Origin of the sequence: Planktotalea sp. (assembly GCF_018607965.1) — a bacterium.
Taxonomy (GTDB): domain Bacteria; phylum Pseudomonadota; class Alphaproteobacteria; order Rhodobacterales; family Rhodobacteraceae; genus Planktotalea.
Window position 1 is genome coordinate 1 of record NZ_JABBAM010000095.1, and the last position, 24,659, is coordinate 24,659.

Annotated in this window: 25 protein-coding genes and 1 pseudogene; 17 read left to right on the forward strand and 9 right to left on the reverse strand. The window is 53.1% G+C overall.

Annotated features, from left to right (window positions below):
- Positions 1 to 1,374 (forward strand): YifB family Mg chelatase-like AAA ATPase (locus QZ279_RS08835; protein WP_293450001.1); only part of this gene is annotated, 1,374 nt, incomplete at its 5' end.
- Here QZ279_RS08835 and gshB read toward each other — a convergent pair.
- The 3 genes from gshB to rsmI form a co-directional block, all read right to left on the reverse strand.
- Complete coding sequence (gshB, locus tag QZ279_RS08840) at positions 1,375 to 2,310, reverse strand: glutathione synthase (protein WP_293450002.1); 936 nt, start codon at positions 2,308 to 2,310, stop codon at positions 1,375 to 1,377.
- 68 nt (positions 2,311 to 2,378) lie between these two features.
- On the reverse strand, positions 2,379 to 2,747 hold the full coding sequence (locus QZ279_RS08845) for a YraN family protein (protein WP_293450003.1): 369 nt from the start codon (positions 2,745 to 2,747) through the stop codon (positions 2,379 to 2,381).
- On the reverse strand, positions 2,740 to 3,600 hold the full coding sequence (gene rsmI / locus QZ279_RS08850) for a 16S rRNA (cytidine(1402)-2'-O)-methyltransferase (RefSeq protein WP_293450004.1): 861 nt from the start codon (positions 3,598 to 3,600) through the stop codon (positions 2,740 to 2,742). Before rsmI ends, QZ279_RS08845 begins: the two co-directional genes overlap by 8 nt.
- A gap of 88 nt (positions 3,601 to 3,688) precedes the next feature.
- Between rsmI and QZ279_RS08855 the strand changes: the two genes are divergently transcribed.
- The 3 genes from QZ279_RS08855 to murJ are packed head-to-tail and all read left to right on the forward strand — an operon-like array spanning position 3,689 to position 9,199.
- Positions 3,689 to 4,882 carry a penicillin-binding protein activator gene (locus tag QZ279_RS08855; RefSeq protein ID WP_293450005.1) on the forward strand — a complete coding sequence of 398 codons (1,194 nt, stop codon included), beginning with the start codon at positions 3,689 to 3,691 and terminating at the stop codon, positions 4,880 to 4,882.
- A 7-nt stretch (positions 4,883 to 4,889) separates the two neighbouring features.
- Positions 4,890 to 7,658, forward strand: coding sequence for a [protein-PII] uridylyltransferase (locus QZ279_RS08860; protein ID WP_293450006.1), 2,769 nt, complete (start codon positions 4,890 to 4,892; stop codon positions 7,656 to 7,658).
- Entirely contained in the window at positions 7,655 to 9,199 is a 1,545-nt protein-coding gene (murJ, locus tag QZ279_RS08865) for a murein biosynthesis integral membrane protein MurJ (protein ID WP_293450007.1), read from the forward strand. The genes QZ279_RS08860 and murJ overlap by 4 nt, the downstream gene beginning before the upstream one ends.
- 5 nt (positions 9,200 to 9,204) lie before the next feature.
- On the opposite strand, the gene QZ279_RS08870 is transcribed toward murJ, so the two are convergent.
- Complete coding sequence (locus tag QZ279_RS08870; RefSeq protein ID WP_293450008.1) at positions 9,205 to 9,906, reverse strand: rhomboid family intramembrane serine protease; 702 nt, start codon at positions 9,904 to 9,906, stop codon at positions 9,205 to 9,207.
- Between the two features lie 82 nt (positions 9,907 to 9,988).
- Here QZ279_RS08870 and trpS point away from each other — a divergent pair, with 82 nt between their 5' ends.
- Positions 9,989 to 11,008 (forward strand): tryptophan--tRNA ligase, encoded by a 1,020-nt coding sequence (gene trpS, locus QZ279_RS08875; protein WP_293450009.1) that lies wholly within the window; start codon positions 9,989 to 9,991, stop codon positions 11,006 to 11,008.
- A gap of 556 nt (positions 11,009 to 11,564) precedes the next feature.
- On the opposite strand, the gene QZ279_RS08880 is transcribed toward trpS, so the two are convergent.
- Entirely contained in the window at positions 11,565 to 11,696 is a 132-nt protein-coding gene (locus QZ279_RS08880) for a hypothetical protein (RefSeq protein WP_293450010.1), read from the reverse strand.
- A 304-nt stretch (positions 11,697 to 12,000) separates the two neighbouring features.
- Here QZ279_RS08880 and QZ279_RS08885 point away from each other — a divergent pair, with 304 nt between their 5' ends.
- The 12 genes from QZ279_RS08885 to QZ279_RS08940 all read left to right on the forward strand — a co-directional run bounded on the left by QZ279_RS08885 (position 12,001) and on the right by QZ279_RS08940 (position 21,486).
- On the forward strand, positions 12,001 to 12,456 hold the full coding sequence (locus tag QZ279_RS08885) for a universal stress protein (protein ID WP_293450011.1): 456 nt from the start codon (positions 12,001 to 12,003) through the stop codon (positions 12,454 to 12,456).
- A 3-nt stretch (positions 12,457 to 12,459) separates the two neighbouring features.
- Entirely contained in the window at positions 12,460 to 12,849 is a 390-nt protein-coding gene (locus QZ279_RS08890; protein WP_293450012.1) for a VOC family protein, read from the forward strand.
- Positions 12,850 to 12,923: 74 nt separating this feature from the next.
- Positions 12,924 to 13,490 (forward strand): NifU family protein, encoded by a 567-nt coding sequence (locus tag QZ279_RS08895; protein WP_293450013.1) that lies wholly within the window; start codon positions 12,924 to 12,926, stop codon positions 13,488 to 13,490.
- Positions 13,480 to 14,070 carry a tRNA (adenosine(37)-N6)-threonylcarbamoyltransferase complex dimerization subunit type 1 TsaB gene (tsaB, locus tag QZ279_RS08900; RefSeq protein ID WP_293450014.1) on the forward strand — a complete coding sequence of 197 codons (591 nt, stop codon included), beginning with the start codon at positions 13,480 to 13,482 and terminating at the stop codon, positions 14,068 to 14,070. The genes QZ279_RS08895 and tsaB overlap by 11 nt, the downstream gene beginning before the upstream one ends.
- A complete protein-coding gene (locus tag QZ279_RS08905; RefSeq protein ID WP_293450015.1) occupies positions 14,067 to 14,471 on the forward strand; it encodes a GNAT family N-acetyltransferase in 405 nt (134 codons plus the stop codon). Before tsaB ends, QZ279_RS08905 begins: the two co-directional genes overlap by 4 nt.
- 200 nt (positions 14,472 to 14,671) lie before the next feature.
- A complete protein-coding gene (locus QZ279_RS08910; protein ID WP_293450016.1) occupies positions 14,672 to 15,676 on the forward strand; it encodes a BMP family ABC transporter substrate-binding protein in 1,005 nt (334 codons plus the stop codon).
- Positions 15,677 to 15,760: 84 nt separating this feature from the next.
- Positions 15,761 to 16,126 carry a nuclear transport factor 2 family protein gene (locus QZ279_RS08915; protein WP_293450017.1) on the forward strand — a complete coding sequence of 122 codons (366 nt, stop codon included), beginning with the start codon at positions 15,761 to 15,763 and terminating at the stop codon, positions 16,124 to 16,126.
- Complete coding sequence (locus QZ279_RS08920; RefSeq protein ID WP_293450018.1) at positions 16,126 to 17,658, forward strand: ABC transporter ATP-binding protein; 1,533 nt, start codon at positions 16,126 to 16,128, stop codon at positions 17,656 to 17,658. The genes QZ279_RS08915 and QZ279_RS08920 overlap by 1 nt, the downstream gene beginning before the upstream one ends.
- Positions 17,658 to 18,752, forward strand: coding sequence for an ABC transporter permease (locus QZ279_RS08925; RefSeq protein WP_293450019.1), 1,095 nt, complete (start codon positions 17,658 to 17,660; stop codon positions 18,750 to 18,752). Before QZ279_RS08920 ends, QZ279_RS08925 begins: the two co-directional genes overlap by 1 nt.
- On the forward strand, positions 18,752 to 19,717 hold the full coding sequence (locus tag QZ279_RS08930; protein ID WP_293450126.1) for an ABC transporter permease: 966 nt from the start codon (positions 18,752 to 18,754) through the stop codon (positions 19,715 to 19,717). The genes QZ279_RS08925 and QZ279_RS08930 overlap by 1 nt, the downstream gene beginning before the upstream one ends.
- Before the next feature lie 92 nt (positions 19,718 to 19,809).
- The gene (locus tag QZ279_RS08935) at positions 19,810 to 20,727 is read left to right on the forward strand and encodes a sulfite exporter TauE/SafE family protein (protein ID WP_293450020.1); all 918 of its coding nucleotides are present in this window, start codon (positions 19,810 to 19,812) and stop codon (positions 20,725 to 20,727) included.
- Positions 20,728 to 21,486 carry a TIGR02186 family protein gene (locus QZ279_RS08940; protein ID WP_293450021.1) on the forward strand — a complete coding sequence of 253 codons (759 nt, stop codon included), beginning with the start codon at positions 20,728 to 20,730 and terminating at the stop codon, positions 21,484 to 21,486.
- A gap of 64 nt (positions 21,487 to 21,550) precedes the next feature.
- On the opposite strand, the gene QZ279_RS08945 is transcribed toward QZ279_RS08940, so the two are convergent.
- The 4 genes and pseudogenes from QZ279_RS08945 to QZ279_RS08960 form a co-directional block, all read right to left on the reverse strand.
- On the reverse strand, positions 21,551 to 22,279 hold the full coding sequence (locus QZ279_RS08945) for an SDR family oxidoreductase (RefSeq protein ID WP_293450022.1): 729 nt from the start codon (positions 22,277 to 22,279) through the stop codon (positions 21,551 to 21,553).
- Complete coding sequence (locus QZ279_RS08950) at positions 22,276 to 23,805, reverse strand: AAA family ATPase (protein ID WP_293450023.1); 1,530 nt, start codon at positions 23,803 to 23,805, stop codon at positions 22,276 to 22,278. Before QZ279_RS08950 ends, QZ279_RS08945 begins: the two co-directional genes overlap by 4 nt.
- A gap of 52 nt (positions 23,806 to 23,857) precedes the next feature.
- Entirely contained in the window at positions 23,858 to 24,493 is a 636-nt protein-coding gene (locus QZ279_RS08955) for an acyl-homoserine-lactone synthase (protein WP_293450024.1), read from the reverse strand.
- An 89-nt stretch (positions 24,494 to 24,582) separates the two neighbouring features.
- A pseudogene (locus QZ279_RS08960) lies at positions 24,583 to 24,659 on the reverse strand (LuxR family transcriptional regulator); the annotation flags it as partial.

Here is a 24,659-nt window from a genome sequence, read left to right on the forward strand (position 1 = left end):
GTGCGCGCGGCGCTTTCGTCCATGTCCATCGCTTTGCCGTCAAAACGGATCACGATAAACCTCTCGCCTGCAGACCTGCCCAAAGAAGGGTCCCACTTCGACCTTCCAACCGCTTTGTCACTAATGGCAGCCCTAAATATAGTACCCGCTGATGAGATCGAACGCACAATTTCTTTGGGTGAGTTATCCCTAAGCGGCGCGTTGGTTCCTGTCGTAGGCGCGCTACCAGCGGCCATGACAGCCGCGCACGAAGAACGCACACTTTTGTGTCCCGCGGCTTCAGGCGCAGAAGCAGCGTGGGTTGGTGCGGCTGAAGTTCTAGCAGCCAAAAGTTTGGCGGAAGTCGTGGGTCATTTCACAGGGCAAAGCCCATTGGCACCCGCCAAACCTTGTACCGTTTCTGACGGTGCGCAAATGAAAGATCTGCGCGATGTGAAGGGGCAAGAGCGCGCCAAACGTGCCTTGGAAATCGCGGCGGTAGGGCGTCATCATATTTTGCTGGTCGGCACACCTTGTTCAGCAAAGTCCATGCTCGCCTCACGTTTACCCGGCCTTTTGCCCCCGCTTAGTCCGATTGAGGCGCTGGAAACCTCAATGATACATTCGCTCTCGGGCTTACTGGACGAAGGCGGCATTTCACGAACGCGACCTTTTCGCGAGCCCCATCACACAGCATCAATGCCAGCAATAATTGGGGGCGGAAGAACGGCAAAACCCGGCGAAGTGTCTTTGGCCCAAAACGGCGTCTTATTCATGGACGAATTTCCCGAATTTCCACGCCAAGTTCTGGAAACATTGCGCCAACCCATTGAAACGGGAGAGGTCATGATCGCACGCGCCAATGCGCATATCAAATATCCCTGCCGTTTCATGTTGGTTGCAGCGGCCAATCCCTGTCGCTGCGGATATGCGTTTGACCCAGCGCGCGCCTGTTCAAAAATGCCGCTTTGCGCGCAGGATTATATGGGGCGCATTTCAGGCCCTTTGATGGATCGCTTTGATCTTCGGGCCGAAGTGCCGCCTGTGCATTTCACCGATCTTGATCTTCCCAACTCAGGTGAAACCAGTGCTGTGATCGCACAGAGGGTCGCCAAAGCACGCGATATTCAACAGGTACGGTTCGAAAATCACGATTGGATGTGCACCAATGCAGATGCAGAGGGTGAAGCGCTTAAAAATATCACGCAACTTTGTGAAGACGGCAAAGCCTATTTAACCAAGGGTGCCGAACGTTTCGGGCTTAGCGCGCGCGGGTACCATCGCATTTTGCGCGTCGCGCGCACGATTGCTGATCTTGAAGGTGCGCACGATGTCGCCCCTGCGCATGTTGCAGAGGCGCTTAGCTTTAGATTATCAAGTTTTGAAACTACCTGATTAGGCGCGTTTCGCTTCAATTGCCTGCCAGATTTTTTCGGCAATATTCACCCCGTCAAAGCGCTCAAGCTCTTGGATGCCAGTTGGGGAGGTCACGTTTATCTCGGTCAGATAATCGCCGATCACGTCGATCCCTACAAAGACCTGACCCTTTTCGCGCAAAAGTGGTCCAATACGCGCGCAAATTTCTAGATCACGCTCTGTCAGGCCGATCTTTTCTGGACGTCCACCAACATGCATGTTTGAACGCGTTTCACCTGCTGCGGGAACACGGTTAATCGCACCAGCGGGTTCTCCATCCACCAGGATCACGCGCTTGTCGCCGTTAGAAACATCGGGAAGGAATTTTTGCACAATCAAAGGTTCACGACTGAAGCCTGTAAACAATTCGTGCAGGGACGTCAGATTGCGATCATTTGCATCCAAGCGAAAGACACCCGCACCACCGTTTCCGTAAAGAGGTTTCAGAATGACGTCATTATGCTTGGCCTTGAACGCTTTGATAGTTTCAAGATCGCGCGCGATTGTTGTCGGCGGTGTTAAGTCTGGGAAATCGAGAACCAGTAGTTTTTCAGGATAATTACGAACCCAGAACGGATCATTCACAACCAGTGTCTTAGGATGCAAGCGGTCCAAAATATGCGTTGATGTGATGTAATTCATATCAAACGGGGGATCCTGGCGCAGCCAGATCACATCCATTTCAGACAGATCGACATGACGCTCTTGTCCCAGATGCACGTGATCCCCTTGGATCCTCTGAACCGTGAAATCATGTCCCTTTGCGGTTACACGGCCCTCTTCATAGGCAAGCATATCAGGCGCATAATAAAATAAGTCGTGCCCACGCGATTGCGCCTCTTCCGCCAAACGGAACGAACTGTCCGCATCGATGTTGACGTCTTGGATTGGGTCCATTTGAAATGCGATTTTCATGCCAGAGCCTTATCTATATTGCTCTTCTTACATGGCGCAGTGCTTGGCATGGTGCAATGGGGAGCGCGCTAGAAACTGCCTATCGCATTTTCTAAAACTGCTATTTGGCCATGACGGTCCACAAAGGCCGCATCAACGCGCATAGGTATCAGAGACCCATTTGGCAGCGTTCCAAGGTATTCTTGCGCAGCAAGGCAAATGCGTTGCTGTTGACGCGCTGAAATTCGGCGTGCAGCGGCAGAAAAACTGCTCGCTTTCTTAACTTCAACAAACACCACTTCGGACCCAGAATTGAAAATCAAATCAACCTCACCAGCTTTGCCGCGCCAGCGTCGCGCCGCCAGCGTGTGACCGCGGCGTTCATAATCAGCAGCAACTTGAAGTTCCGCATTTTGCCCTGCAAGGTTTGCAACCGTGCCGGTAAGTGATTTATCCATCCGTCCGATCCATTGCCAAAGCCAGTTGGTACACTTTGCGCCTAGGAATCCCATGCACACCCGCAACCATTTCAGACGCATCTTTGACCGACATTCGTCCAAGCGCCTCTCTCAAATCTTCTTCTAGATCAGATTCGTTAACAGTTGCTTTCCCAGCCCGATCAATAACAACGACAATTTCACCTTTCGGTGGACGCTCTTTCACGGAATCGATCAATTCCGACAAAGTCCCACGCCGGATTTCTTCGAATTTTTTGGTCAATTCACGGCATACAGCAGCGGGACGATCCCCCAAAACAGTCAGGCTATTTGCCAACATTGCAGCGATTCTTTTAGGCGATTCGTAGAAAACCAAGGTCGCAGGAACCTCTCGAACGGCTTCAATCGCGGAAATCCGCGCAGCTTTTGTGTTGGGTAAGAAACCTACAAAAAGAAATTTATCCGTTGGTAAACCCGCTAAAGTTAGCGCCGTCACAATTGCAGTTGGGCCCGGTGCAGAGGTAACAAGATACCCTTCGCTTGACGCTTCTTTGGACAGATCAAATCCAGGGTCCGCAATAAGTGGTGTGCCCGCTTCGCTTGCGTAGGCGACAGAGCGCCCTTCTGCTAGGAATTGCATGAGTTTGGGCCGTGCGCGCGCGCCATTGTGGTCATGATAGGACAGCAAAGGACGGTCGCCCAGAGGTATGCCATGGATGTCCATCAAGCGGCGCATTGAACGTGTGTCCTCAGCAGCTAAAACGTCAGCCGAAGCAAGGATATCAAGCGCACGCAAAGTGATGTCGCGCGCAGTGCCGATAGGGGTTGCAACAAAGTACAAACCCGCTTCCAATTTCACTGTCTTTGCATTCACCACTAGACCCGCCTTTCATGACGTTTATTATGTCCCCTGATTTGTCGGCGCATATGCGCGCTCGACCACCTTGGGGGGTTATACTTCTATGTTCGCTTTTTTGGCTTCGGCCCGCAAGGCGCTGACGCGCGGTGTTTTTGTTTCAGCGACGCTCGCGCTCTCGGCGTGCCAGCCGTTTACGGTTGGAAATGGGGAGCCTTTTCTTGGTGGTGGTTCAGGTCCAACGATTGATACCTCCGTTCCTGTTCCAGTTGCGTTACTGGTTCCCAAATCAAGCAACGGTGCGGGCACAGTTGCGACGTCTCTAGAGAACGCGGCGCGCTTGGCAATAGCTGACCTGACCAACGTAAAGATCGATTTGCGCGTTTACGACACAGGCGGATCAACAGAACAAGCCGCAGCCTTGGCACAAAAAGCCGTCGCAGACGGCGCGCAGATCATTCTTGGGCCGCTTTTTGCGGATGCCGCTAACGCGGCTGGCGTTGCTGTTTCAGGCCAGAACGTAAATGTGCTTAGCTTTTCCAACAATACATCCATCGCAGGCGGCAACGTCTTTGTGCTTGGGCCAACCTTTGACAACTCAGCGAACCGTTTGATGGCGTTCGCACAGCGTCAAGGCAAAACCAAAGCCGTGATCGTACATCCCAACAACATCGAGGGTCAGCTTAGTCGCAATTCGGTTCAGCAGGCCGCGGCGCGCAATGGCGTTCAAATTGTTTCAATCAACGGTTTCGACTTCAGCCTGCCAGGCGTTGTCGCAGCAGTTCCACAAATAAAAGCAGCAATGGACAGCACAGGCGCAGACACTCTGATCCTTACGTCCAACTCTGTGGGCGCTTTGCCTCTTTTGGCGCAGATGCTTCCAGAAGCAGGTGTGGACCCATCCAAGATCCAGTACGCAGGTCTAAGCCGCTGGGATGTTCCCGCGCAAACGCTTGAATTGCCCGGACTTCAAAATGGCTGGTTCACGATGCCCGATCAAGGCATGATTAAAAACTTCGAAGCCCGCTACACCCAAGCCTATGGCACGTCGCCTCATCAACTTGCGGGACTGGCCTATGATGGCATTGCTGCAATTGGGGCGCTTGTAGAGGCAGGTAACAAAAAAGCGCTTACATCTGGCGCACTTACACAAGGTGCTGGCTTCCAAGGGGTTGCAGGTGCATTCCGATTGCGTCCTAATGGCACGAACGAACGCGCGCTTTCCGTGGCGATGGTACGCAACAAACAGGTGGTAATCATTGACCCTGCCTCAACCAAATTCTCAGGCGCAGGCTTCTAAGCCTAAAATGCACCTAACAATCGCTGCGCCGGAGAATTTGAGCTGTCCGGCGCAGCATATTTTTGACGCGGACGCCATTCTTAGCAAGATTGAAGCTGAAATCCTAAGCGCATCCAGCCCGATGGACGTTCGCAAAATCGCTGTCACGCATCTCTTAGAGGCGCGCAAAACTGGCATGGCCTTAATTGCAGATGCCCTGCGCGCCGCCCCTTTTTCAGCGCGCCCGATGACACGGTCCTATACCTATCTTACCGATTGTCTGGTTGAGACGAGCTACCAAATCGCAACGCAGATCCTGCATCCCTTGCCCAACCCAACAGAACAAGAACGCATCGCATTGATTGCGGTTGGCGGATATGGGCGCGGCGAGATGGCCCCTGAATCTGACGTGGATTTATTGTTTATCACGCCCTACAAAATAACTCCTTGGGCCGAAAGCGTCATTGAATCGATGCTCTACATACTTTGGGATTTGCGTCTGAAAGTCGGCCATGCCAGCCGCACGATCCCAGATTGCATTCGCTTGGGTGGCGAAGATTTCACCATCCGTACCGCGATGCTCGAACATCGGTATCTGACGGGGGACAAGCCGCTTGCGCAAAAACTGGAACGACAGCTTTGGGATGGCTTGTTTGCAGGATCAGAGCGGGAATTTGTCGAGGCCAAGCTAGAAGAACGCGAAATTCGCCACAACAAGCAAGGTGGCCAGCGCTACGTCGTTGAGCCAAATGTGAAAGAGGGCAAAGGCGGGCTGCGCGATCTGCAATCTATGTATTGGATCGCCAAATATGTACAAGGCGTTCAAAAGGTGGCCGAGCTTGTTGATATGGGTGTTTTCACTGATGATGATTTGCACACATTCAGAGGCGCTGAAAGTTTTCTCTGGGCAGTGCGCGGCCATCTCCACTTGATTTCCAAACGCCCGATGGAGCAATTGACCTTTGATCTACAAGTCGAGGTCGCGACGCAAATGGGCTACATCGATGTACAAGGACGTCGTGCCGTCGAAATCTTTATGCAAGATTACTTTCGCCATGCGACCGAAGTTGGCGATCTGACCCGCATCTTCCTGACCAAACTCGAAGCGATCCACGCCAAAGGCGAGCCTTTGCTGGAACGTATTTTCCGTCGCCGCCCTAAGATGAAGCCAGGCTATGTCGTGGTGCATGGGCGTCTTGCTGTGTCAGATCCAGATGAATTCATTTGTAACAAGCTCAATATCCTAAAACTATTCGAGGAAGCTTTGCGCACGGGCATGTTAATTCATCCCGATGCCATGCTTTTGGTCAAAGCCAACTTGCATTTGATCGACGAAGACATGCACAACGACCCAACGGCACGGCGCATTTTTCTGGATTTGATGTTGAAACACGGTAATCCCGAGCGCGCGTTGCGCCGCATGAACGAACTTGGTGTCCTAGCCGCGTTCATTCCTGAATTTGCCCACATCGTCGCGATGATGCAGTTCAACATGTACCACCACTACACGGTGGACGAGCACACGATCCAATGCATCCGTAACCTCTCTGAAATTGAACGGGGTGAGCTAGAAGAAGACTTACCAATCGCTACTGAAATCCTAACCAAGGACATTGATCGCAAGGTTCTTTATGTTGCGATGTTGCTGCATGATATTGGCAAAGGTCGCCCAGAGGACCATTCGATCTTGGGGGCGAAAATCGCCCGTAAAGTGGCCCCGCGTTTGGGGTTGAACAAAGCCGACACGGAAACTGTCGAATGGCTGGTGCGCTATCATTTACTCATGTCTGACATGGCGCAAAAGCGCGATATTGCCGATCCGCGCACTGTGCGCGATTTTGCGAAAGCTGTGCAAACTGTCAAACGGCTTGATCTACTGACGGTCCTTACGGTCTGCGATATTCGTGGCGTTGGGCCAAATACATGGAACAATTGGAAGGCCGTTCTAATCCGCGCACTCTACCGTCAAACGCGAAACGCACTGGAAAATGGTCTCGAAGATTTGAACCGTGAACAACGCGGTGCAGATGCTAAACGTGCTTTGCGCGCTGCTTTGCCAAAGTGGAGCAAAAAAGAAATCAAAGAGGAAACGTCACGCCATTACCCACCATATTGGCAAGGTTTCCACGTCACGGCGCACGTGATTTTTGCGCGCCTTCTGCGCGATATCAAAGATGATAAAATTGCGATTGATATCCACCCCGATGAAGATCGCGACGCGACGCGCGTTTGTTTCGCGCTTGCTGATCACCCCGGTATCTTTTCGCGTCTTGCAGGGGCTTTGGCCCTTGTCGGTGCCAACGTCGTCGATGCAAGGACATTTACGTCCAACGACGGATACGCAACAGCGGCGTTCTGGATCCAAGACGGCGATGAAGGGCCCTATGAGAAATCCCGCATCCCCCGTTTGAAAACGATGATCCAAAAGACACTCATGGGGGAGATCGTCGCGACGGAGGCGATCAAAGACCGCGACAAAATCAAGAAACGCGAACGCGCCTTCAGAGTGCCGACCCACATCACCTTCGATAACGAGGGGTCTGAAATCTACACCATCATCGAAGTCGACACCCGCGATCGGCCCGGTCTTCTCTATGATCTCACGCGCGGCCTCGCGAATATGAACGTCTATATTTCCTCTGCTGTCATCGCTACATACGGCGAACAGGTGGTCGATACCTTTTATGTGAAAGATATGTTCGGTTTGAAATACCACACTGCGTCCAAGCAAAAATCGCTTGAGAAGAAAATCCGCGAAGCGATCACACAGGGCGCAGAACGCGCGAACACCGCATGAGCACGGCCAAGATGCTATCGGGCGTGTTCACTGTTGGTGTTTGGACCCTGCTTAGCCGCGTTCTTGGTTTCATTCGTGATGCATTAATCCTGTCCTACCTAGGCACGGGTCCTGCCTACCAAGCGTTCGTGGTCGCCTTCCGTCTGCCCAATATGTTTCGCCGTTTTTTCGCAGAAGGCGCGTTCAATCTGGCCTTCGTGCCAATGTTCTCAAAACGCTTGGAGGCTGATGATCAACCAGGGTCCTTTGCCAGTGAAGCCTTTTCTGGCCTCGCCACGGTCCTGATCATTCTGACCGTTGTTGCCCAAGCTATTATGCCGTGGATGATCTATGCGCTTGCCAGTGGTTTTGCGGGAACAGAAACCTTCGATCTTTCTGTCGAATTTGGCCGTATCGCTTTTCCTTATATCCTCTTCATCTCTCTCGCGGCCCTTGCGTCAGGCGTATTAAACGCAACTGGCCGTTTTGCAGCTGCCGCTGCGGCACCTGTGTTGCTGAACATCTTGTTGGTCACTGCCACATTGTTCGCAGCCTACACCGGCAAAGACGTTGCGCGCGCGCTCATCTGGATGATCCCTGTGGCGGGCCTCGCCCAACTTGTCCTTGTTTGGATCGCAGCCAAACGTGCTGGGATTACATTACGCCTACAACGACCCCGCTTTTCACCAGACATGAAACATCTCGTGAAAATTGCTGTCCCTGCGGCAATGGCGGGCGGTGTCATGCAAATCAATCTGTTGGTCGGTCAACAAGTCGCCAGCTATTTCGACCGTGCCGTCGGCTGGCTGTTCGCTGCTGATCGTCTCTATCAACTACCGCTCGGTGTGGTTGGTATCGCGGTCGGTATCGTGTTGCTGCCAGACTTGTCGCGCCGTCTTCAATCTGGCGATGACACTGGCGCGCGCGCCGCGTTCTCACGGGCCACTGAAATCTCGCTCGCGCTCACGATCCCCGCATCCGTTGCACTGATCGTTATCCCACTGCCCCTTGTTACAGTTCTCTTTGAACGCGGAGCACTCACATCCGACGACAGCGCAGCCATCGCCGCAGCCGTTGCGATCTATGGCCTTGGGCTACCCGCATTTGTTCTGCAAAAAACGCTGCAACCGCTGTTTTACGCGCGCGAAGATACGAAATCACCATTCCGCTACGCGCTTGTCGCAATGGCTGTGAACGCAATCCTCGCCTTCAGCCTTGCCCCCGTAATTGGCTGGATCGCACCCGCAATCGCCACCACGCTCGCAAGCTGGGTCATGGTGTTGCTTTTGATAAAGGGGACACGCCCCATGGGCGATGTCGCGCGTTTTGATTCCCAATTGAAATCCCGCATCTGGCGTATTTGCCTCGCGTCAATCGCAATGGGTTTTGTTTTATGGAGCCTTACCGCAGCACTGTCGACGTTCCTCGGAATGCCCGGCTGGCGATACCCAGCACTCGCAGCACTCGTCACAATCGGCATGGGCGCGTATTTCCTCCTCGCGCATCTTCTGGGCGCGATGCGGTTGTCAGAGCTTAAAGGTGCAATGCGACGCGGCCGCTAAGCAGATTAATCGCGCTGCACCATTTCGCGCAAACGTTGGAAACCACCCGGACTGACAACGAATGACAGCAGAAAGCCCGTCGCAAACCCGAAAACATCCGCAAGCCAATCGTTCTGCACTCCAAAAAGCAGTCCAAACACTAGCTGAATTCCCATCAGAAAACCGATCAACGTAAACGCCCGCACTTGTTGTGCGCCCAGCTCACCAAGCCGTAGCCAAAGCAGATATGTAAACGCACCGATCAAACCGTAAACCCCGGGAAAACCACCCACCAAAGGCGCTTGATCATCCAAAAGCACCGCATACGCCAAGGCACCAACCGCGCCAGACACAACAAAAACACTCAGCGTTGCAAAACCTGAAAAGACCTCGCCCACCATTTTACCCAACGCCAAAAGCATGACGCAAACAAACAATGCGTGGGTAAAGCTGACGTGAATGAACAGATAGCTGACGAAACGCATCAGATGTTCGGTCGGCCATTGCCCGTTGTTCCACATCCAATCAAAGATCGGTCCTGAAAATGCATAGCTTTGCATCGCATCCAAGCGCCAACCAATGCCGGCAGGCCCCCCAATGATCCCGCGCGTGGCCAGCGTAAATGTCGCCTCGATCCCGATGATAATCAGGAACAGCGCAACCACGACAGGCGGCAATGGATTTACGGGGCTTATGATTTCGGGCGACTTCTCGTGATCTTCGGACATTTATGTGTGGCCTGCTTTGCTTGACGATACCTGCCCCCATGGCTAAGCCAACCAGACCCTTAATTCCAGATGGAGATTTCCTATGACAGAGGTGGTCCACACACCCCGTGTCTTTTCAGGCATCCAGCCCTCGGGCGGCCTGACACTCGGCAACTATCTTGGCGCGATCAAGCGCTTTGTTGATATGCAAGAAAGCGGCATCGAAACGCTGTATTGCATGGTCGATCTTCATGCGATCACCGTCTGGCAAGACCCTGCTGATTTGCGCCACAATACGCGCGAACTGGCGGCGGGTTATATCGCGGCGGGGCTTGATCCGGCAAAATCCATTTTGTTCAACCAATCCCAAGTGTCTGCGCATGCGGAACTTGGCTGGTTGTTTAGCTGCATCGCCCGCATGGGTTGGATGAAGCGCATGACCCAGTTCAAGGACAAAGCAGGCAAGAACGCTGAAAATGCATCCCTTGGTTTGTTTGGTTATCCTGCTTTGATGGCCGCTGACATTCTGATCTACCACTCCACCCATGTTCCTGTGGGCGAGGATCAAAAGCAGCACTTAGAATTGACGCGCGACGTGGCCGCCAAGTTCAATCATGATTTCGGCGTGGACTTTTTTCCCATGACCGAACCCGTGATAGAGGGGGCCGCAACCCGCGTGATGTCCTTGCGCGATGGCTCCAAAAAGATGTCCAAGTCCGATCCATCGGATGCGTCCCGTATCAATATGACCGATGACGCGGACACGATCGCCAAAAAAATTCGCAAAGCCAAAACCGATCCAGATGCGCTTCCGTCCGAGGCTGAAGGTCTTAAAGACCGTCCAGAAGCCCGCAATCTCGTGAACATTTTTGCAGCGTTGAACGATCAAACAGTGGATGCAACGCTTGCGGATGTAGGCGGTAAACAGTTCTCGGAATTCAAACCGATGCTGGTGGATTTGGCAGTGAACAAACTTTCACCGATCAGCACCGAAATGGCGCGACTGATGAATGATCCAGCAGAGATCGATCGTATCTTAGGCGATGGTTCAGCGCGCGCGCGCAAGATCGCAAATCCGATCTTGGAAAAGACTTACGACATCGTCGGTATGATCCGTTCTTAACGAGTGTCGCCGAATTAAAGTATCAAAAGGCGTTGCACTGAGTGAGCAGCGCCTTTTTTGCACAATTTGTCGAAACAGATTTCACCGATATAGCCACATTCGTTTTATCCAGTGACTCAGGTATTTTGCTCACTTTTGTGAACATCCCCTCGTAGACCCCAGTGCCTGTTTATTCCACGGCCGCATACCCAATTCCCGAACTTGGCCATGTGGATGATTAAATTTCGACAGGCACTTTTTCTGTCACAGGGCCCTCTTCATGCATGCAAGTTCTCGACAATGACGGTGTGTTGATGACGAAAGCACTGGGGGCGGTCAAACCAAAGACAGCAACCAGCAGGTCCTCGATGCGGCGTTTGATGGAACCTATGCAGCTGGCCAAGTGGTGCGTTCCGTCTATCGCTATACAGTGGCGAACAACACAACAAGCGTTTCAGGCAACGCTTATCCGATCCTCATTTACACCGGTCCAAATCCGGTTGCACCCAGCCTCCAAGATGGTTCCAATTAACGTGCTTTCAATGTCCCAATTGCCGAAGGCGACTCTATCATATTGTCATCCAGCAACTACATCGGTCAGATCAATTACTCCGATATCATCTGTTTCACGAAGGGCAACAAATCCTAACCAAAGCATCTTTGCGACGATGTGGGGATTTTCCAAGAAACGGGTGGTTTGGTTACCCATGTTCATTTGTTCTTAGGTAAACACGAAACCATCTTCGCCGATGACAGCCCCTGCGAGAGCCTTTTCCGGGCACGCCCGCCCTTAAAGCGCTGGACATAGAGGTGCGCAACAAGTTGCTTTCGCTCTTTCCAGAACTCACGACAAGCACGTCCAAAGCCTTTCAAGCGACGGCCCATCTATACTTTTCCAAGAGTGAGGCCCTTCTATTAAACGCACAAAACCAACTTAACGTTCAGCCATAAACCCGTTGCACCACTCGCAAGCTTGCGCCATGGTCGGCCTTGGCTTTCGAAGGAGCAAAGGTATGCGGAAATTTCTTGTCGTTTTGGATGACAGCCGTGAGTGTTTGAACGCGATGCGCTTTGCAGCCATGCGAGCCGCGCACACAGGCGGTGGCGTCGAAATTCTATCAGTCATTCCACCTGATGAATTCAATCACTGGATTGGCGTCGGCGATATTATGCGCGAAGAAGCGCGGGAACGTATTCATGCCCATTTTGAAGTCTTCGCCAAATGGATGCGGGACAAACAGAATGTCGATCCAGAATTGGTTATCCGCGAAGGCGATCCGGTCGAACAAATTCTTGCCCAGTGCATAGAAGATTCTGAAGTTGGCGTTTTGGTGCTGGGTGCAAGTGCTGACAAAAAAGGCCCCGGCCCGCTTGTGACGAAGCTGACGCGCAGTGCAGGTACGCTCGACATCCCGATCACGATCGTCCCCGGTGAATTGAGCAAAGAACGTCTAGAGGCGATCACTTAAACGATGACTACGCATATATCCGCCTTTGCTGTGGTCGTACCTGACTATGATGTCGCAATCGCTTTTTATGTGGGTACCCTTGGCTTTGATCTGATCGAGGACACCCAGCAAAGCCCAACCAAGCGTTGGGTTCTTGTAGCGCCAAAAGGTGCGCAGACGCGGATACTCCTGGCCAAGGCCGATGGCCCAGTGCAAGATCAAGCCATTGGCAACCAAACAGGTGGCCGCGTTGGGTTCTTTTTGAATACCGATAACTTCGCGAAAGACTATGCAAAAATGAAAGCCGCTGGCGTCATGTTTGAGGAAGACCCCCGCCATGAGTCTTATGGTAGTGTTGCCGTTTTTTGCGATCCATTTGGAAATCGTTGGGACTTGCTCCAACTCGTACGCTAGTTTAGAATTATTCTAAATCTTGACATCACGCCATGCGGCTCACATATCAAGTTCAGATTTGCGGAGAGATACACATGTTCATTCAAACAGAATCCACACCAAATCCTGCCACGCTAAAATTCCTACCGGGTCAAACCGTACTGGAAATGGGAACCGCAGATTTCCCTAGTGCTGTCGGCGCAGAGGTGTCTCCGCTCGCTGCCCGCATTTTCAGCGTTGATGGCGTGACTGGCGTTTTCTTTGGCACTGACTTTGTCACCGTCACAAAAAATGAAGCGACCGAATGGGATCATATCAAGCCAGCTTTGCTCGGCGCGATCATGGAGCATTTCCAATCTGGCGTAGCGGTTATGGCGGGTGATGGACCCCAGCCAAACTCAGGTCATGCCGAACACACTGGCGAAGATGGTGAAATCGTAGGTCAGATCAAAGAACTTCTGGACAGTCGCGTTCGCCCTGCGGTTGCGCAGGATGGTGGTGACATCACATTCCACGGATTTGAGCGCGGCATCGTCTATCTGCACATGCAGGGCGCATGTGCAGGCTGCCCATCATCCACGTTGACGCTAAAAATGGGTATCGAAAACCTGCTACGCCACTACATCCCAGAGGTGACAGAGGTGCGACCAGTTGCCGTCTAATCCAACAATTCTAGCATTCGACACATCGGCCGCGCATTGCGCGGCCGCTTTGTTGCGTGATGGTCAGATCTTAGCAGAGCAACGCGAACCGATGCTTCGCGGTCAGGCGGAACGCTTGATGGTCCTGCTTGAAGAAATGCTGGCAGAACACGGTCTGAGCTGGTCCGATCTTGACGCAATCGGCGTCGGCGTCGGTCCTGGAAATTTCACGGGCATACGCGTGTCTGTAAGCGCGGCACGCGGTCTTGCGCTTGGCCTTGGCATTCCTGCAATTGGTGTGAACCGTTTTGAAGTTGTGACTAATTTCTCAGAAGCTGCGGGATTGCCTTGCGTGTCAGCGCCACAAGATAAAATCTATGTGCAGGAAGCCGATCAAGACCCTCGTATGATCGAAATGACAGAAGCGCAAAACCTTGGGCAGCCTTTGATCTTCGATCCAGAAGACTTTAATCCAACGGCGACCATAGCAAAGATCGCAGCCGCGCGCGTGGACGAAGATTATCCGCGCCCTGCCCCGCTTTACATCAAATCAGCAGACGCCGCCCCTGCACGCGACGCACCACCACAGATCACTCCATGACACCCGAAGCCTTGGCACATTTGCACGCACGTGCCAGCGATAGCCCATGGAGCGTTGATAGCTTTGCGTCTCAACTGGCTGATAAAAGTACATTCCTCACAATCGAACCAAACGCCTTTGCATTAGGCCGTGCCACGCTTGATGAAGCGGAACTTTTGCAAATCGCTACAGACCCCGATCACCAACGCAAAGGGCACGGGCACCGCGTCTTAGCCGCCTTCGAAATCCAAGCGAAATTCGTTGGCTGCACGCGCAGCTTTCTTGAAGTCGCGCAAAGCAACGTCCCCGCCATCGCACTTTATGCATCTTGTGGTTGGGTTCAGGATGGCAGGCGTTCCAAATACTACACACGTCCTAATGGGCAACGTGAAGACGCGCTGCTGATGTCAAAAACGCTCTGATCTCAGCGCATTGTACGGCGAGCGTTCTGACGTAAGTAAACCAAAAGCTATCGCTCTCTCAGGATCATATTCTTAAGAATCGGTTGACCCCGCCCCGCTGCTGCGCCCTTATCACTAAATGAGAACGTGCTCTGGCGCGTGAGGACTGTATGCACACTGCATGCTACGATCCGACACATAAAACCAATAGGGAGACATGTATGTCTGTAATGAAAAAAATTCTTGGTGGAGCGGCGGCTCTGGCACTTTCAGCTGGCGCGCTTGTTGCTGACCCCGCGATCATTTTCGATCTTGGCGGCAAATTCGACAAATCTTTCAACGAAGCAGCCTTCAATGGTGCGCAGCGTTGGGCAGATGAAACAGGCGGCAAGTTCTTTGAAATCGAACTGCAATCCGAAGCCCAACGCGAGCAGGCATTGCGTCGTTTCGCTGAAGCAGGCGCAAACCCGATCATCACGACCGGCTTTGCCTTCGCCACACCCGTTGAAGCTGTTGCACCAGATTATCCTGACACGAAGTTCGTAAACATTGACGGCTGGATGCCTGAAGTGCCTGCAAACGTTCAAATGATCGGCTTCCAAGAGCACCAAGGGTCCTATCTTGTCGGCATGTTGGCCGCGATGGCGTCCAAGTCCGGAACAGTTGGCTTTATCGGTGGCATGGACATTCCTTTGATCCGTCACTTCGGTTGCGGCTTTGCGCAAGGCGTAAAGGCTGTGAACCCTGATGCGACCGTGATTGCGAACATGACTGGCACAACGCCATCTGCGTGGAATGACCCCGTAAAAGGCTCCGAGCTGACCAAAGCGCAGATCAGCCAAGGCGCAGACGTTGTGTTTGCTGCCGCTGGTGGTACTGGCGTTGGTGTTTTGCAGACGGCCGCTGACGAAGGCATCTTGTCCATCGGTGTTGATAGCAACCAAAACCACCTGCATGCAGGCAAGGTTCTGACATCCATGTTGAAGCGTGTTGACGTTGCGGTTTACGACTCAATGACAGCAGGCGCTGACTTGGAAACGGGCGGATTCACGACGCTTGGCCTTGCAGAAGATGGTGTTGGCTACGCAATGGACGAGAACAACGCATCTTTGGTGACGGCTGAAATGCAGGCCGCAGTGGATGACGCGAAAGCAAAAATCATTAGCGGTGAGCTTGAAGTTGTTGCATATTACGCAAACGATAGCTGCCCAGCGCTGGACTTCTAAGCAGACCTAAGCGACGCAGACAATAGAAAGGCCGCGCACCGTAAGTGGCGCGGCCTTTTTGCCTAAATTAAGGGAGAGACGATCATGAGCGAGTGCATTTCCACATTTTTCGACGCATGGGGCATGCGTGATGACAGCCCACGTTTGGATACAATTGCAGCTGCTTTCGCAAGCGAAGGCAATTACGCCGATCCGCGTTCACCCGAACCCCTCACAGGAGCTGCAGCAATCGCAGGCTACGTCAATAATTTCAGCGCAGGCGCACTGGGTTGGACGGCATCGGTCGTGAACCTTAGCTCCACAGGCACGAGCCATCGCGTGACAGTCGCATTTGGCGGCATGGGCCCAGACGGCAAAGAAATGGTGCAACACGGGCAGTACTTCACAGATGTAGATGGTGACAAGATCACACGCATGGTTGGCTTTGTTGGAACCGGGGCACCCGAATAATGACAAGTGCCCCCGCCATTGAACTCAAAGGCATTTCCAAAGCCTTCGGCCCCGTACAAGCCAACAAGGATATTTCGATCCGCGTGATGCCTGGAACGATCCACGGGATCATCGGTGAGAACGGCGCGGGCAAATCTACGTTGATGTCGATCCTCTATGGTTTTTACAAAGCCGACAAAGGCGAGATTTTCATTGGTGGCAAAAAGACACTGATCCCCGACAGCCAAGCCGCGATTGCCGCAGGCATCGGCATGGTGTTCCAGCACTTCAAACTGGTAGAAAATTTCACGGTGCTTGAGAATATTATCTTGGGTGCGGAAGACGGCGCGCTGTTGCGCCCCTCACTTGCTAAGGCCCGTCAATCGTTGACCGATTTGGCCTCTGAGTACGGCTTGGACGTTGATCCCGATGCAATTGTTGAAAACCTCAGCGTGGGCCATCAACAACGCGTCGAAATCCTAAAAGCACTCTATCGCCAAGCGGATATTCTGATCCTCGATGAACCTACGGGTGTCTTGACCCCTACCGAAGCAGACCAGTTGTTCCGCATTCTCAACCGTCTGCGCGAAGAGGGGAAAACGATCATTCTGATTACCCACAAGCTGCGCGAAATAATGGATACGACGGATACCGTCAGCGTGATGCGTCGCGGTGAAATGACGGCGACGGTGAAGACATCCGAAACGTCCCCTGCGGGTCTGGCGGAATTGATGGTCGGGCGCAAAGTTTTGCTACAGGTCGACAAGGTCCCCGCAAAAGTGGGCGCGACTGTTCTTGAGGTCGAAAACCTAAGCGTCATCGACGACAAGGGTGTTGAGCGGGTTAAAGGCATCTCGCTTGATGTGAAAGCTGGTGAAATTCTTGGGATCGCTGGCGTTGCTGGCAATGGTCAATCCGAACTGCTTGAAGTCTTAGGCGGCATCACGTCTGGTACAGGCATCATCCGCGTGAATGGCCAAGACATTGACCTAACGGGCAAGTTTTCTGACGGGCGTTCCCGTCGTGCGCGTGGCATTGCCCATGTGCCAGAAGATCGCCAACGCGAAGGGCTGATCATGGACTATATGGCGTGGGAAAATACCGCGTTCGGCTATCATCACGACCCCGCTTATCAATCTGGCATCCTGATGAACAACGCCGCAATCCGTGCAGACACAGAAGCAAAAATGCAGCGCTTTGATGTGCGCCCGCCAAATCCGAAACTGACGGCCAAGAACTTCTCTGGCGGTAATCAACAAAAGATCGTTCTGGCCCGCGAGATTGAACGCAATCCTGACCTGCTTTTGATCGGCCAACCCACGCGCGGTGTTGATATTGGCGCGATTGAATTCATTCACAAACAAATTGTCGCCTTGCGGGATCAGGGTAAAGCGATCTTACTTGTCTCGGTCGAGCTAGACGAAATCTTCGTGCTCTCTGATCGTGTCGCAGTGATGTTTGACGGCAAGATCATGGGTTTCCGTGATCCTGCGCAAACCGACGAAAAAGAACTTGGTCTGATGATGGCCGGAATTGTTGAGGAAGCCGCGTAATGGAAAAGATGCCAGCATGGGCCGACGCCGTCCTCGTTCCCCTTATATCGCTTTTACTCGCTGCGATCCTGTCGGCCCTGGTGATCATTGGCATCGGTGAAGATCCGATTGCTGCTGTCAAATTGATGGTTCAAGGTTCCCTCGGCAGCACATATGGCTGGGGTTACACGCTATATTACGCGACAAACTTCATGTTCACGGGCCTTGCTGTTTCGGTCGCCTTTCACGCGCGCATGTTTAACATTGGTGGCGAAGGTCAAGCGATGCTGGGTGGTTTGGGCGTAGCCATTGTTTGCCTCTATATGCCGTGGCCACATTGGTCGCTCGCGCTGATTTTCGCGACGATATCGTCAGCAGCATTTGGCGCGGCTTGGGCATTCTTGCCCGCGTATCTACAAGCCAAGCGTGGCAGTCACATCGTTATCACAACGATCATGTTTAACTTCATCGCTGCCGCATTGCTGAACTACCTCTTGGTGAATGTCATGCGCCCCGCTGGCGCGATGGACCCAGCCACAGCCAAGTTCCCAGAGGCCACGCATCTACCTACGCTACACGACATGCTTGCCCCTTTCGGTATCGCGTTTTCCAAAGCGGCCCCTGCAAATGTTTCGCTGATCGTGGCGATCATTGCCTGTGTCGCGGTCTATTTCCTGATCTGGCGCACAAAGCTTGGTTATGAAATTCGTGCCTTCGGTCACTCTGAATCTGGTGCAAAATATGCGGGTATCAGCCCAGTTAAGATCACCGTTATCGCGATGCTGATTTCGGGTGGTCTGGCGGGCATGATGGCGACCAACAACGTCATGGGCGAAAGCGAACGCTTGATTATGAACGCAACGGAGGGCGCAGGTTTCATCGGAATCGCTGTCGCGCTTATGGGTCGTTCACATCCGCTAGGCGTGTTCCTCGCAGCGATCCTGTTCGGCTTCCTCTACCAAGGCGGCGCAGAGCTTGCGCTGTGGACCTCGATCCCCCGCGAATTAATCGTTGTGATCCAAGCCCTCGTGATCTTGTTCACAGGCGCACTCGATAACATGGTGCGCATGCCGCTTGAAAAGCTGTTTCTGATGTTTCGCAAGGGAGACGCATGATGGATTTCCTCACGATGATCCAAGTGCTGGATAGCACGGTTCGCCTTGCCACTCCGCTTTTGCTCGCTTGTCTTGCAGGGTTGTTTTCTGAACGCGCAGGCATTTTTGACATCGGACTTGAAGGTAAAATGTTGGCGGCGGCTTTCTTCTCAGCTGCAATCGCGGCAATGACAGGATCTGTCTGGCTTGGCCTTCTCGCCGGCATCGCGGCATCGCTTGTCCTGTCAGCAATCCATGGTCTTGCCTCAATTACATTCCGCGGCAACCAGCTGATTTCAGGTGTGGCAATCAATTTCCTTGCCGCAGGAATGACCGTCCTCATCGCGCAAAGCTGGTTCAAGCAAGGCGGGCGCACACCTTCCCTTATGGGCGGTGGTCGCTTCAATCCAATCGAACTGCCCTTCGCAGAGGCGCTCAGCACCGTTCCCTTCCTTGGTCCGATCTATGCTGAACTCATCTCTGGTCACTCGATCCTTGTTTACGTCGCCTTCGCCTGCGTCCCCGCAACATGGTGGCTCTTGTTTCGCACACGCTTCGGGTTGCGCCTACGCGCGGTTGGCGAAAATCCAGCCGCAGTCGACACCGCTGGTGTGTCCGTGGTCGGCCTGCGATTTGCCGCTGTCGCGATATGCGGCCTGCTCTGTGGTATAGCAGGCGCATATCTTGCGACAGGACTGCAAGCTGGTTTCGTCAAAGACATGACCGCTGGGCGAGGCTTCATCGCACTTGCGGCCCTCATCTTTGCCAAGTGGCGTCCTTGGTACGCGCTCAGCGCCTGTCTCTTGTTCGGCTTCTTGCAAGCAATTGCCCTACGCTATCAGAACATCGACCTTTGGGCATTCACGGTCCCAGTCCAAGTTATGGATGCACTCCCCTACATCCTAACGGTCGTGATCCTTGCTGGCTTCGTTGGCAAAGCCATCCCACCCCGTGCAGGCGGCGAACCCTACGTGAAAGAGCGTTAGATAAGTCCAGTTCGCCAACTCATATCAGTCCTGATGACACTGGCATCATTGGCTAACTTGCAAAACACAGGCCCGTTGGTCTAGGAAAGCCCATGCAAATATACCTGCCCATTGCCGAAGTATCGGTCAACGCCTTCCTTTTGTTGGGGCTTGGCGGGATTGTGGGCATTTTATCAGGTATGTTTGGCGTTGGTGGCGGCTTTCTGATGACGCCACTCTTGTTCTTCATAGGCATCCCACCCGCTGTTGCAGTTGCAACCGAAGCGAACCAAATCGTTGCCTCGTCCTTCTCTGGCGTCCTTGCGCACGTGAAACGAAAAACCGTCGATTTCAGGATGGGAACGGTGCTGCTGGTTGGCGGTCTTGTTGGTGCCGCTTTGGGCGTTCTGGTCTTCAACTATCTCAAAGCGCAGGGTCAGGTCGATCTACTGGTCAAGCTGTGTTACGTCCTCTTTCTTGGCGTCATCGGCGCGCTTATGTTTGTCGAAAGCCTCAACGCGATCCGCAAATCTAAGAAGGCGATCAAATCCCCAAAGCGCAAGCAGCGTGGCTGGTTCCATGCCCTGCCCTTCAAAATGCGTTTCCGCACGTCGGGGCTTTATATCTCTGTGATCCCTCCTTTGATTGTCGGCGTCTGTGTTGGTGTTCTTGCAGCGATCATGGGTGTTGGTGGTGGCTTTATTATGGTTCCTGCTATGATCTATCTGCTTGGCATGCCCACTAAAGTGGTCGTCGGCACCTCGCTCTTCCAGATCATTTTTGTAACCGCGTTTACGACTCTCTTACATGCTACGACGAACTACACAGTTGATATGGTCCTTGCGGTTCTTCTGCTTGTCGGTGGCGTCTTTGGTGCCCAAGTCGGAACGCGCATCGGCACCAAGCTGAAAGCGGAACAACTTCGCATTCTTCTCGCCATCATGGTTCTCGCAGTTTGCGGAAAGCTGGCGTTCGATCTCCTCGTAATGCCATCCGAACTATATTCGCTCGGCGCGGCAGGGGGCCACTAGATGTTGCGCGCCCTCGCCCTGTTCCTTGTGTTGACGTTCACTGCAAATGCCGAAGAAGTCGTGCTGGGCATGTCACAAACTCAAGTGTCCATCACCACGAATTTTGACGGCTCCGAGATCTTTATCTTTGGTGCGGTAAAGCGTGAAAAAGCGATCCCAACGGGTGATCTATTGCAGGTCATCGTTGCGATCCGTGGTCCGTCTGAACCGATAACTGTGCGACGTAAAGAAAAGCGCTTTGGTATCTGGATCAACACGGACGCTGTCGAGGTTGACGAAGCGCCCAGCTTTTACGCTGTCGCAACGAGCGCACCTCTTGACGATGTACTGACTGCAACGGAAGACCTGCGCTACAAAATAACAATCCCTCAGGCGATCCGTTCTGTTGGGGCACCAATGACCGTTGCGGATTCCCAAAGCTTCACAGACGCGCTCATTCGCGTGCGCACTGCCAACAACCTTTTTCAGCTTAACGAAGGTAGTGTAGAGCTTTCTGAAGAAACTCTTTTCAAAACGTCGATCGCAATGCCTGCAAATCTGACAGAGGGCGAATATGGTACCCACATTTATCTGACACGCAGCGGCAAAGTGATCTCAGAATACGAGACAACTATCGACGTACGCAAAGTCGGGCTGGAACGCTGGCTCTACACGCTCTCGCGCCAACAGCCGTTGATCTATGGATTGCTCTCACTCGCAATCGCCATCATCTCGGGTTGGGGTGCGGCGGCAATCTTCTCTGGGCTGCGCCGCAATTAAATTGCTTCATCTTTCCAAACAAACTTCGGGGGACTCTCAGCTTGCTGAGAGGGGGGCTGGCCCCCTAACCACGTCCGAAAAATGGCATTTTCGTCGCCATAATCGTCATGAACTGCACGTTTGCTTCTGCGGGCAAATTCGCCATATGCAGCACCGCACGCGACGCATTTTCCACATCCATCGCAGGCAAAGGTGGCAGACCTTCCTTGGCACGCCGCACTTCTAAATCGGTCACCATATCCGTGCGCGCATTGCCAATGTCAATTTGCCCACACGCAATATCATGCGCGCGGCCATCCAAGGACAGCGTCTTGGTCAGCCCAGTGATTGCATGTTTTGTTGTTGTATAACTGATTGAATTCTCACGCGGTGAATGCGCCGAGATTGAACCGTTATTGATAATCCGCCCACCCTTTGGGTCCTGACGTTTCATCTGGCTGTACGCCGCCTGAGCTGCCAAAAACATGCCGTTCAAATTGACATCGACAACCTTGCGCCAGTCTTCAAAGCTCAGCTCATCAATCTCGCCCTGTTTGCCGAACATGCCTGCGTTGTTGAATAAAACGTCCAAGCGTCCCGCCTCTTGCGCAAACCCGTCAATTGCCGCCTTCACCTCTTCAGGGTCGGTTACATCTGCGGGGCACGCAACGGCAGTATCATAGCGCGACGCGATGTCTTCTAGTACATCCGCACGGCGCGCCAATAGTCCAACACGCCAGCCGTCTTGCAAGAACAGCTCTGCTGTCGCACGGCCAATTCCAGAACTTGCACCAGTGACTAAGATGCTCTTCATATTTCTTCACTTTCCAAGGTCAAAGGGGCCGCGGGCGTTGCTTTCAAGTCATCCACACGCAGGACGCCCGCCGGGCGGGACAAGCGATTGCGCGTCACCCAGATCAGCCGTTCCTGTGCGCGCGTGATCGCGACGTAAGCAAGACGCTTCCAAAGCGGTTGTCCCGCCTCGACACGGCCCATGCGCGCTGCGACGAATAGGTCAGGCGAAAACACTTGCACAGTGTCCCATTGACTGCCCTGTGCTTTGTGAATGGTTACGGCTGCCCCGTGCAGGAACGTTGCGCCCATCTTAGCAGCAAAGGGGATGAACGGCTCTTCCTCGTCCGGCTTTTCGATTTTCACGATAGACGCCGCAGACACCTGGGGATCTTCCGCGCCCATCACATGAAGTCGCGAAAATCCAGGTTTGCGTCCGTGCCCAAGATAAATCACCTGCGCGCCTTTGATGAGCCCGCGTGCTTCAAGATCAAGACGCTTTTTGCGGTGCTTCAAGGGCAGTTCAATACCGTCACAAATCAACGGTTCGCCTTCTAGAAGTGCATCTTCGGGCGCGCCATGGACCGAACGGAACGCATTAATCAATCTGATCCGTGTCGCGTTGCGCCACACCAACACAGGGGAACGCGCCATCAAGTCGACCTCGACGCGCTGGCCCCAGACCACGCGTTCATCTTTCTTGGATGCCTCTTCAATCATATGCTCGAAGCTTTGGAAATCCAACTGAGGATCGGCCAGCGCATGTGCCAAATCAAGGATTGGGTTATCCGCGTCCTGCCTGTGGATGCGCTTTAGTTCCAGTTTTCGCAGGCCTGTCAGCTTGTCAAACACCATGCCACCAGATTGGTTCACAGGCGCTAACTGCGCAGGGTCGCCAAACAGTACCAGCGTTGGGAAGATCTCTTTCAGATCGTTGAACTGCTTTTCATCCAGCATTGAGGATTCATCCACAAAACCGATATCCAGAGGATCTTCGCGACGCTTCCAACCTGTGATAAAATCTGAACCCCGCAAACCCGCTGTCGCCAATGCGCCCGGTACAGATTTGTTAAGCTGGTAGAATGCCATCGCACGATCAAGGGCTTCGTCGGTCAACCCTTCGATCTTGGGTCGTTCGCCATTACCATCCAGCCATTCTGCGACTTTTTCATATTCGGGATCATAGACGGGTGTGTACAAAATACGGTGGATTGTCGTCGCTGGCACACCGCGCATTCGCAAAACAAATGCAGCTTTATTGGTTGGTGCTAAAATCGCAAGGGTACGTTTATCTTTGTTCTTTTTACTCTCGTAATCACCCGAGACGATGCCAACACCAGCAGTTTCAAGGGCCTTGTAAAGCTCGGCCAGAAGCAATGTTTTCCCTGACCCAGCCTTGCCAATCAGTGCCATCACGCTGGAGTCTTTGTTGCGCGGTGACATCAGCAAGGAATCGTCCAAATTGACCCCCGCACTGCGCAACATTTCGGTAACCGCATCAAATGCGGCAGCTTGATCATCTGAAAGGGTTAATGCGGGTAAGGACATGGGGCGCAAGGTATCTGCGCCCCTTGGGAAGTGCCAGCGCTGGTTTTAGATCTCATGCGGTTTCTGCAAGCATCAGGCAATCAGATCCGAATGCGCGTTCAAACCAAAGATTGGACAGCGCAAGCGAAACGCCCGCTTTCAAAGCGACCCGTTGGCGCGCCTCATTGGTAAAAGACCAAAGGCCAACGCTTATCTTTTCACGCCCCTCACCCGTACTACCAAGAATTTCAGGGCTTGCACCAATCATGCGGTAAATGCGGATCATCCTCGCATCAAAAACGCCCCCAAAATGTTTGACACCAAAGTTTTCCATGATCTCACCACCCGCCAACATCAAGGCAGCAGCGGTCCGAGGTTCAGCTTCGCGAGCCAGACAAAAGCGCGTGCATTCCCAAATGGACAGGCTGCGCACTTCACCGCCACCTAGAATGTCTGAGAAATGTTCGTTCACCATGGTGCGTCCCGTGCTCGGCAACAGGCGCATGGATCCGCCATGCGTGCCGTCGGGTTTCTGGTAAATCACATAAAGCGGGTTCAGCGGATCGTATTGATCGCGCTCATACCCATTGTCTTCAAGCGCTACATCCCAGCCTAAGCGCGTCTTGAATTGGTCCGCACGGTCGAGAAACATTGTGTGCTTTAGCAGCGGTGCGATGTCTAATTCGTCGCCATATAGATATCGTATCATAATCAAACTCCCCATTGGTTTGATCTATGAAACTGCAACTATGCTCTAAAGCTGACGTAAACAGAGCGTTCGGTGCCTTAAGGAAAGTGTTAAACTACAATTAACCCACAGCTCATTGCGCGCGCGACGGCGTGGGTTGTGTTAATCGCACCAAGCTTGAAACGCG

Bases quoted from the DNA above. Each gene is read 5' to 3' on its own strand.
- gshB (WP_293450002.1), bottom strand. From the start codon at position 2,310: ATGAAAATCGCATTTCAAATGGACCCAATCCAAGACGTCAACATCGAT.
- QZ279_RS08845 (WP_293450003.1), bottom strand. From the start codon at position 2,747: ATGGATAAATCACTTACCGGCACGGTTGCAAACCTTGCAGGGCAAAAT.
- QZ279_RS08855 (WP_293450005.1), top strand. From the start codon at position 3,689: ATGTTCGCTTTTTTGGCTTCGGCCCGCAAGGCGCTGACGCGCGGTGTT.
- QZ279_RS08860 (WP_293450006.1), top strand. From the start codon at position 4,890: ATGCACCTAACAATCGCTGCGCCGGAGAATTTGAGCTGTCCGGCGCAG.
- murJ (WP_293450007.1), top strand. From the start codon at position 7,655: ATGAGCACGGCCAAGATGCTATCGGGCGTGTTCACTGTTGGTGTTTGG.
- QZ279_RS08870 (WP_293450008.1), bottom strand. From the start codon at position 9,906: ATGTCCGAAGATCACGAGAAGTCGCCCGAAATCATAAGCCCCGTAAAT.
- trpS (WP_293450009.1), top strand. From the start codon at position 9,989: ATGACAGAGGTGGTCCACACACCCCGTGTCTTTTCAGGCATCCAGCCC.
- QZ279_RS08880 (WP_293450010.1), bottom strand. From the start codon at position 11,696: ATGGGTAACCAAACCACCCGTTTCTTGGAAAATCCCCACATCGTCGCA.
- QZ279_RS08885 (WP_293450011.1), top strand. From the start codon at position 12,001: ATGCGGAAATTTCTTGTCGTTTTGGATGACAGCCGTGAGTGTTTGAAC.
- QZ279_RS08890 (WP_293450012.1), top strand. From the start codon at position 12,460: ATGACTACGCATATATCCGCCTTTGCTGTGGTCGTACCTGACTATGAT.
- QZ279_RS08895 (WP_293450013.1), top strand. From the start codon at position 12,924: ATGTTCATTCAAACAGAATCCACACCAAATCCTGCCACGCTAAAATTC.
- QZ279_RS08905 (WP_293450015.1), top strand. From the start codon at position 14,067: ATGACACCCGAAGCCTTGGCACATTTGCACGCACGTGCCAGCGATAGC.
- QZ279_RS08910 (WP_293450016.1), top strand. From the start codon at position 14,672: ATGTCTGTAATGAAAAAAATTCTTGGTGGAGCGGCGGCTCTGGCACTT.
- QZ279_RS08915 (WP_293450017.1), top strand. From the start codon at position 15,761: ATGAGCGAGTGCATTTCCACATTTTTCGACGCATGGGGCATGCGTGAT.
- QZ279_RS08920 (WP_293450018.1), top strand. From the start codon at position 16,126: ATGACAAGTGCCCCCGCCATTGAACTCAAAGGCATTTCCAAAGCCTTC.
- QZ279_RS08925 (WP_293450019.1), top strand. From the start codon at position 17,658: ATGGAAAAGATGCCAGCATGGGCCGACGCCGTCCTCGTTCCCCTTATA.
- QZ279_RS08930 (WP_293450126.1), top strand. From the start codon at position 18,752: ATGGATTTCCTCACGATGATCCAAGTGCTGGATAGCACGGTTCGCCTT.
- QZ279_RS08935 (WP_293450020.1), top strand. From the start codon at position 19,810: ATGCAAATATACCTGCCCATTGCCGAAGTATCGGTCAACGCCTTCCTT.
- QZ279_RS08940 (WP_293450021.1), top strand. From the start codon at position 20,728: ATGTTGCGCGCCCTCGCCCTGTTCCTTGTGTTGACGTTCACTGCAAAT.
- QZ279_RS08945 (WP_293450022.1), bottom strand. From the start codon at position 22,279: ATGAAGAGCATCTTAGTCACTGGTGCAAGTTCTGGAATTGGCCGTGCG.
- QZ279_RS08950 (WP_293450023.1), bottom strand. From the start codon at position 23,805: ATGTCCTTACCCGCATTAACCCTTTCAGATGATCAAGCTGCCGCATTT.
- QZ279_RS08955 (WP_293450024.1), bottom strand. From the start codon at position 24,493: ATGATACGATATCTATATGGCGACGAATTAGACATCGCACCGCTGCTA.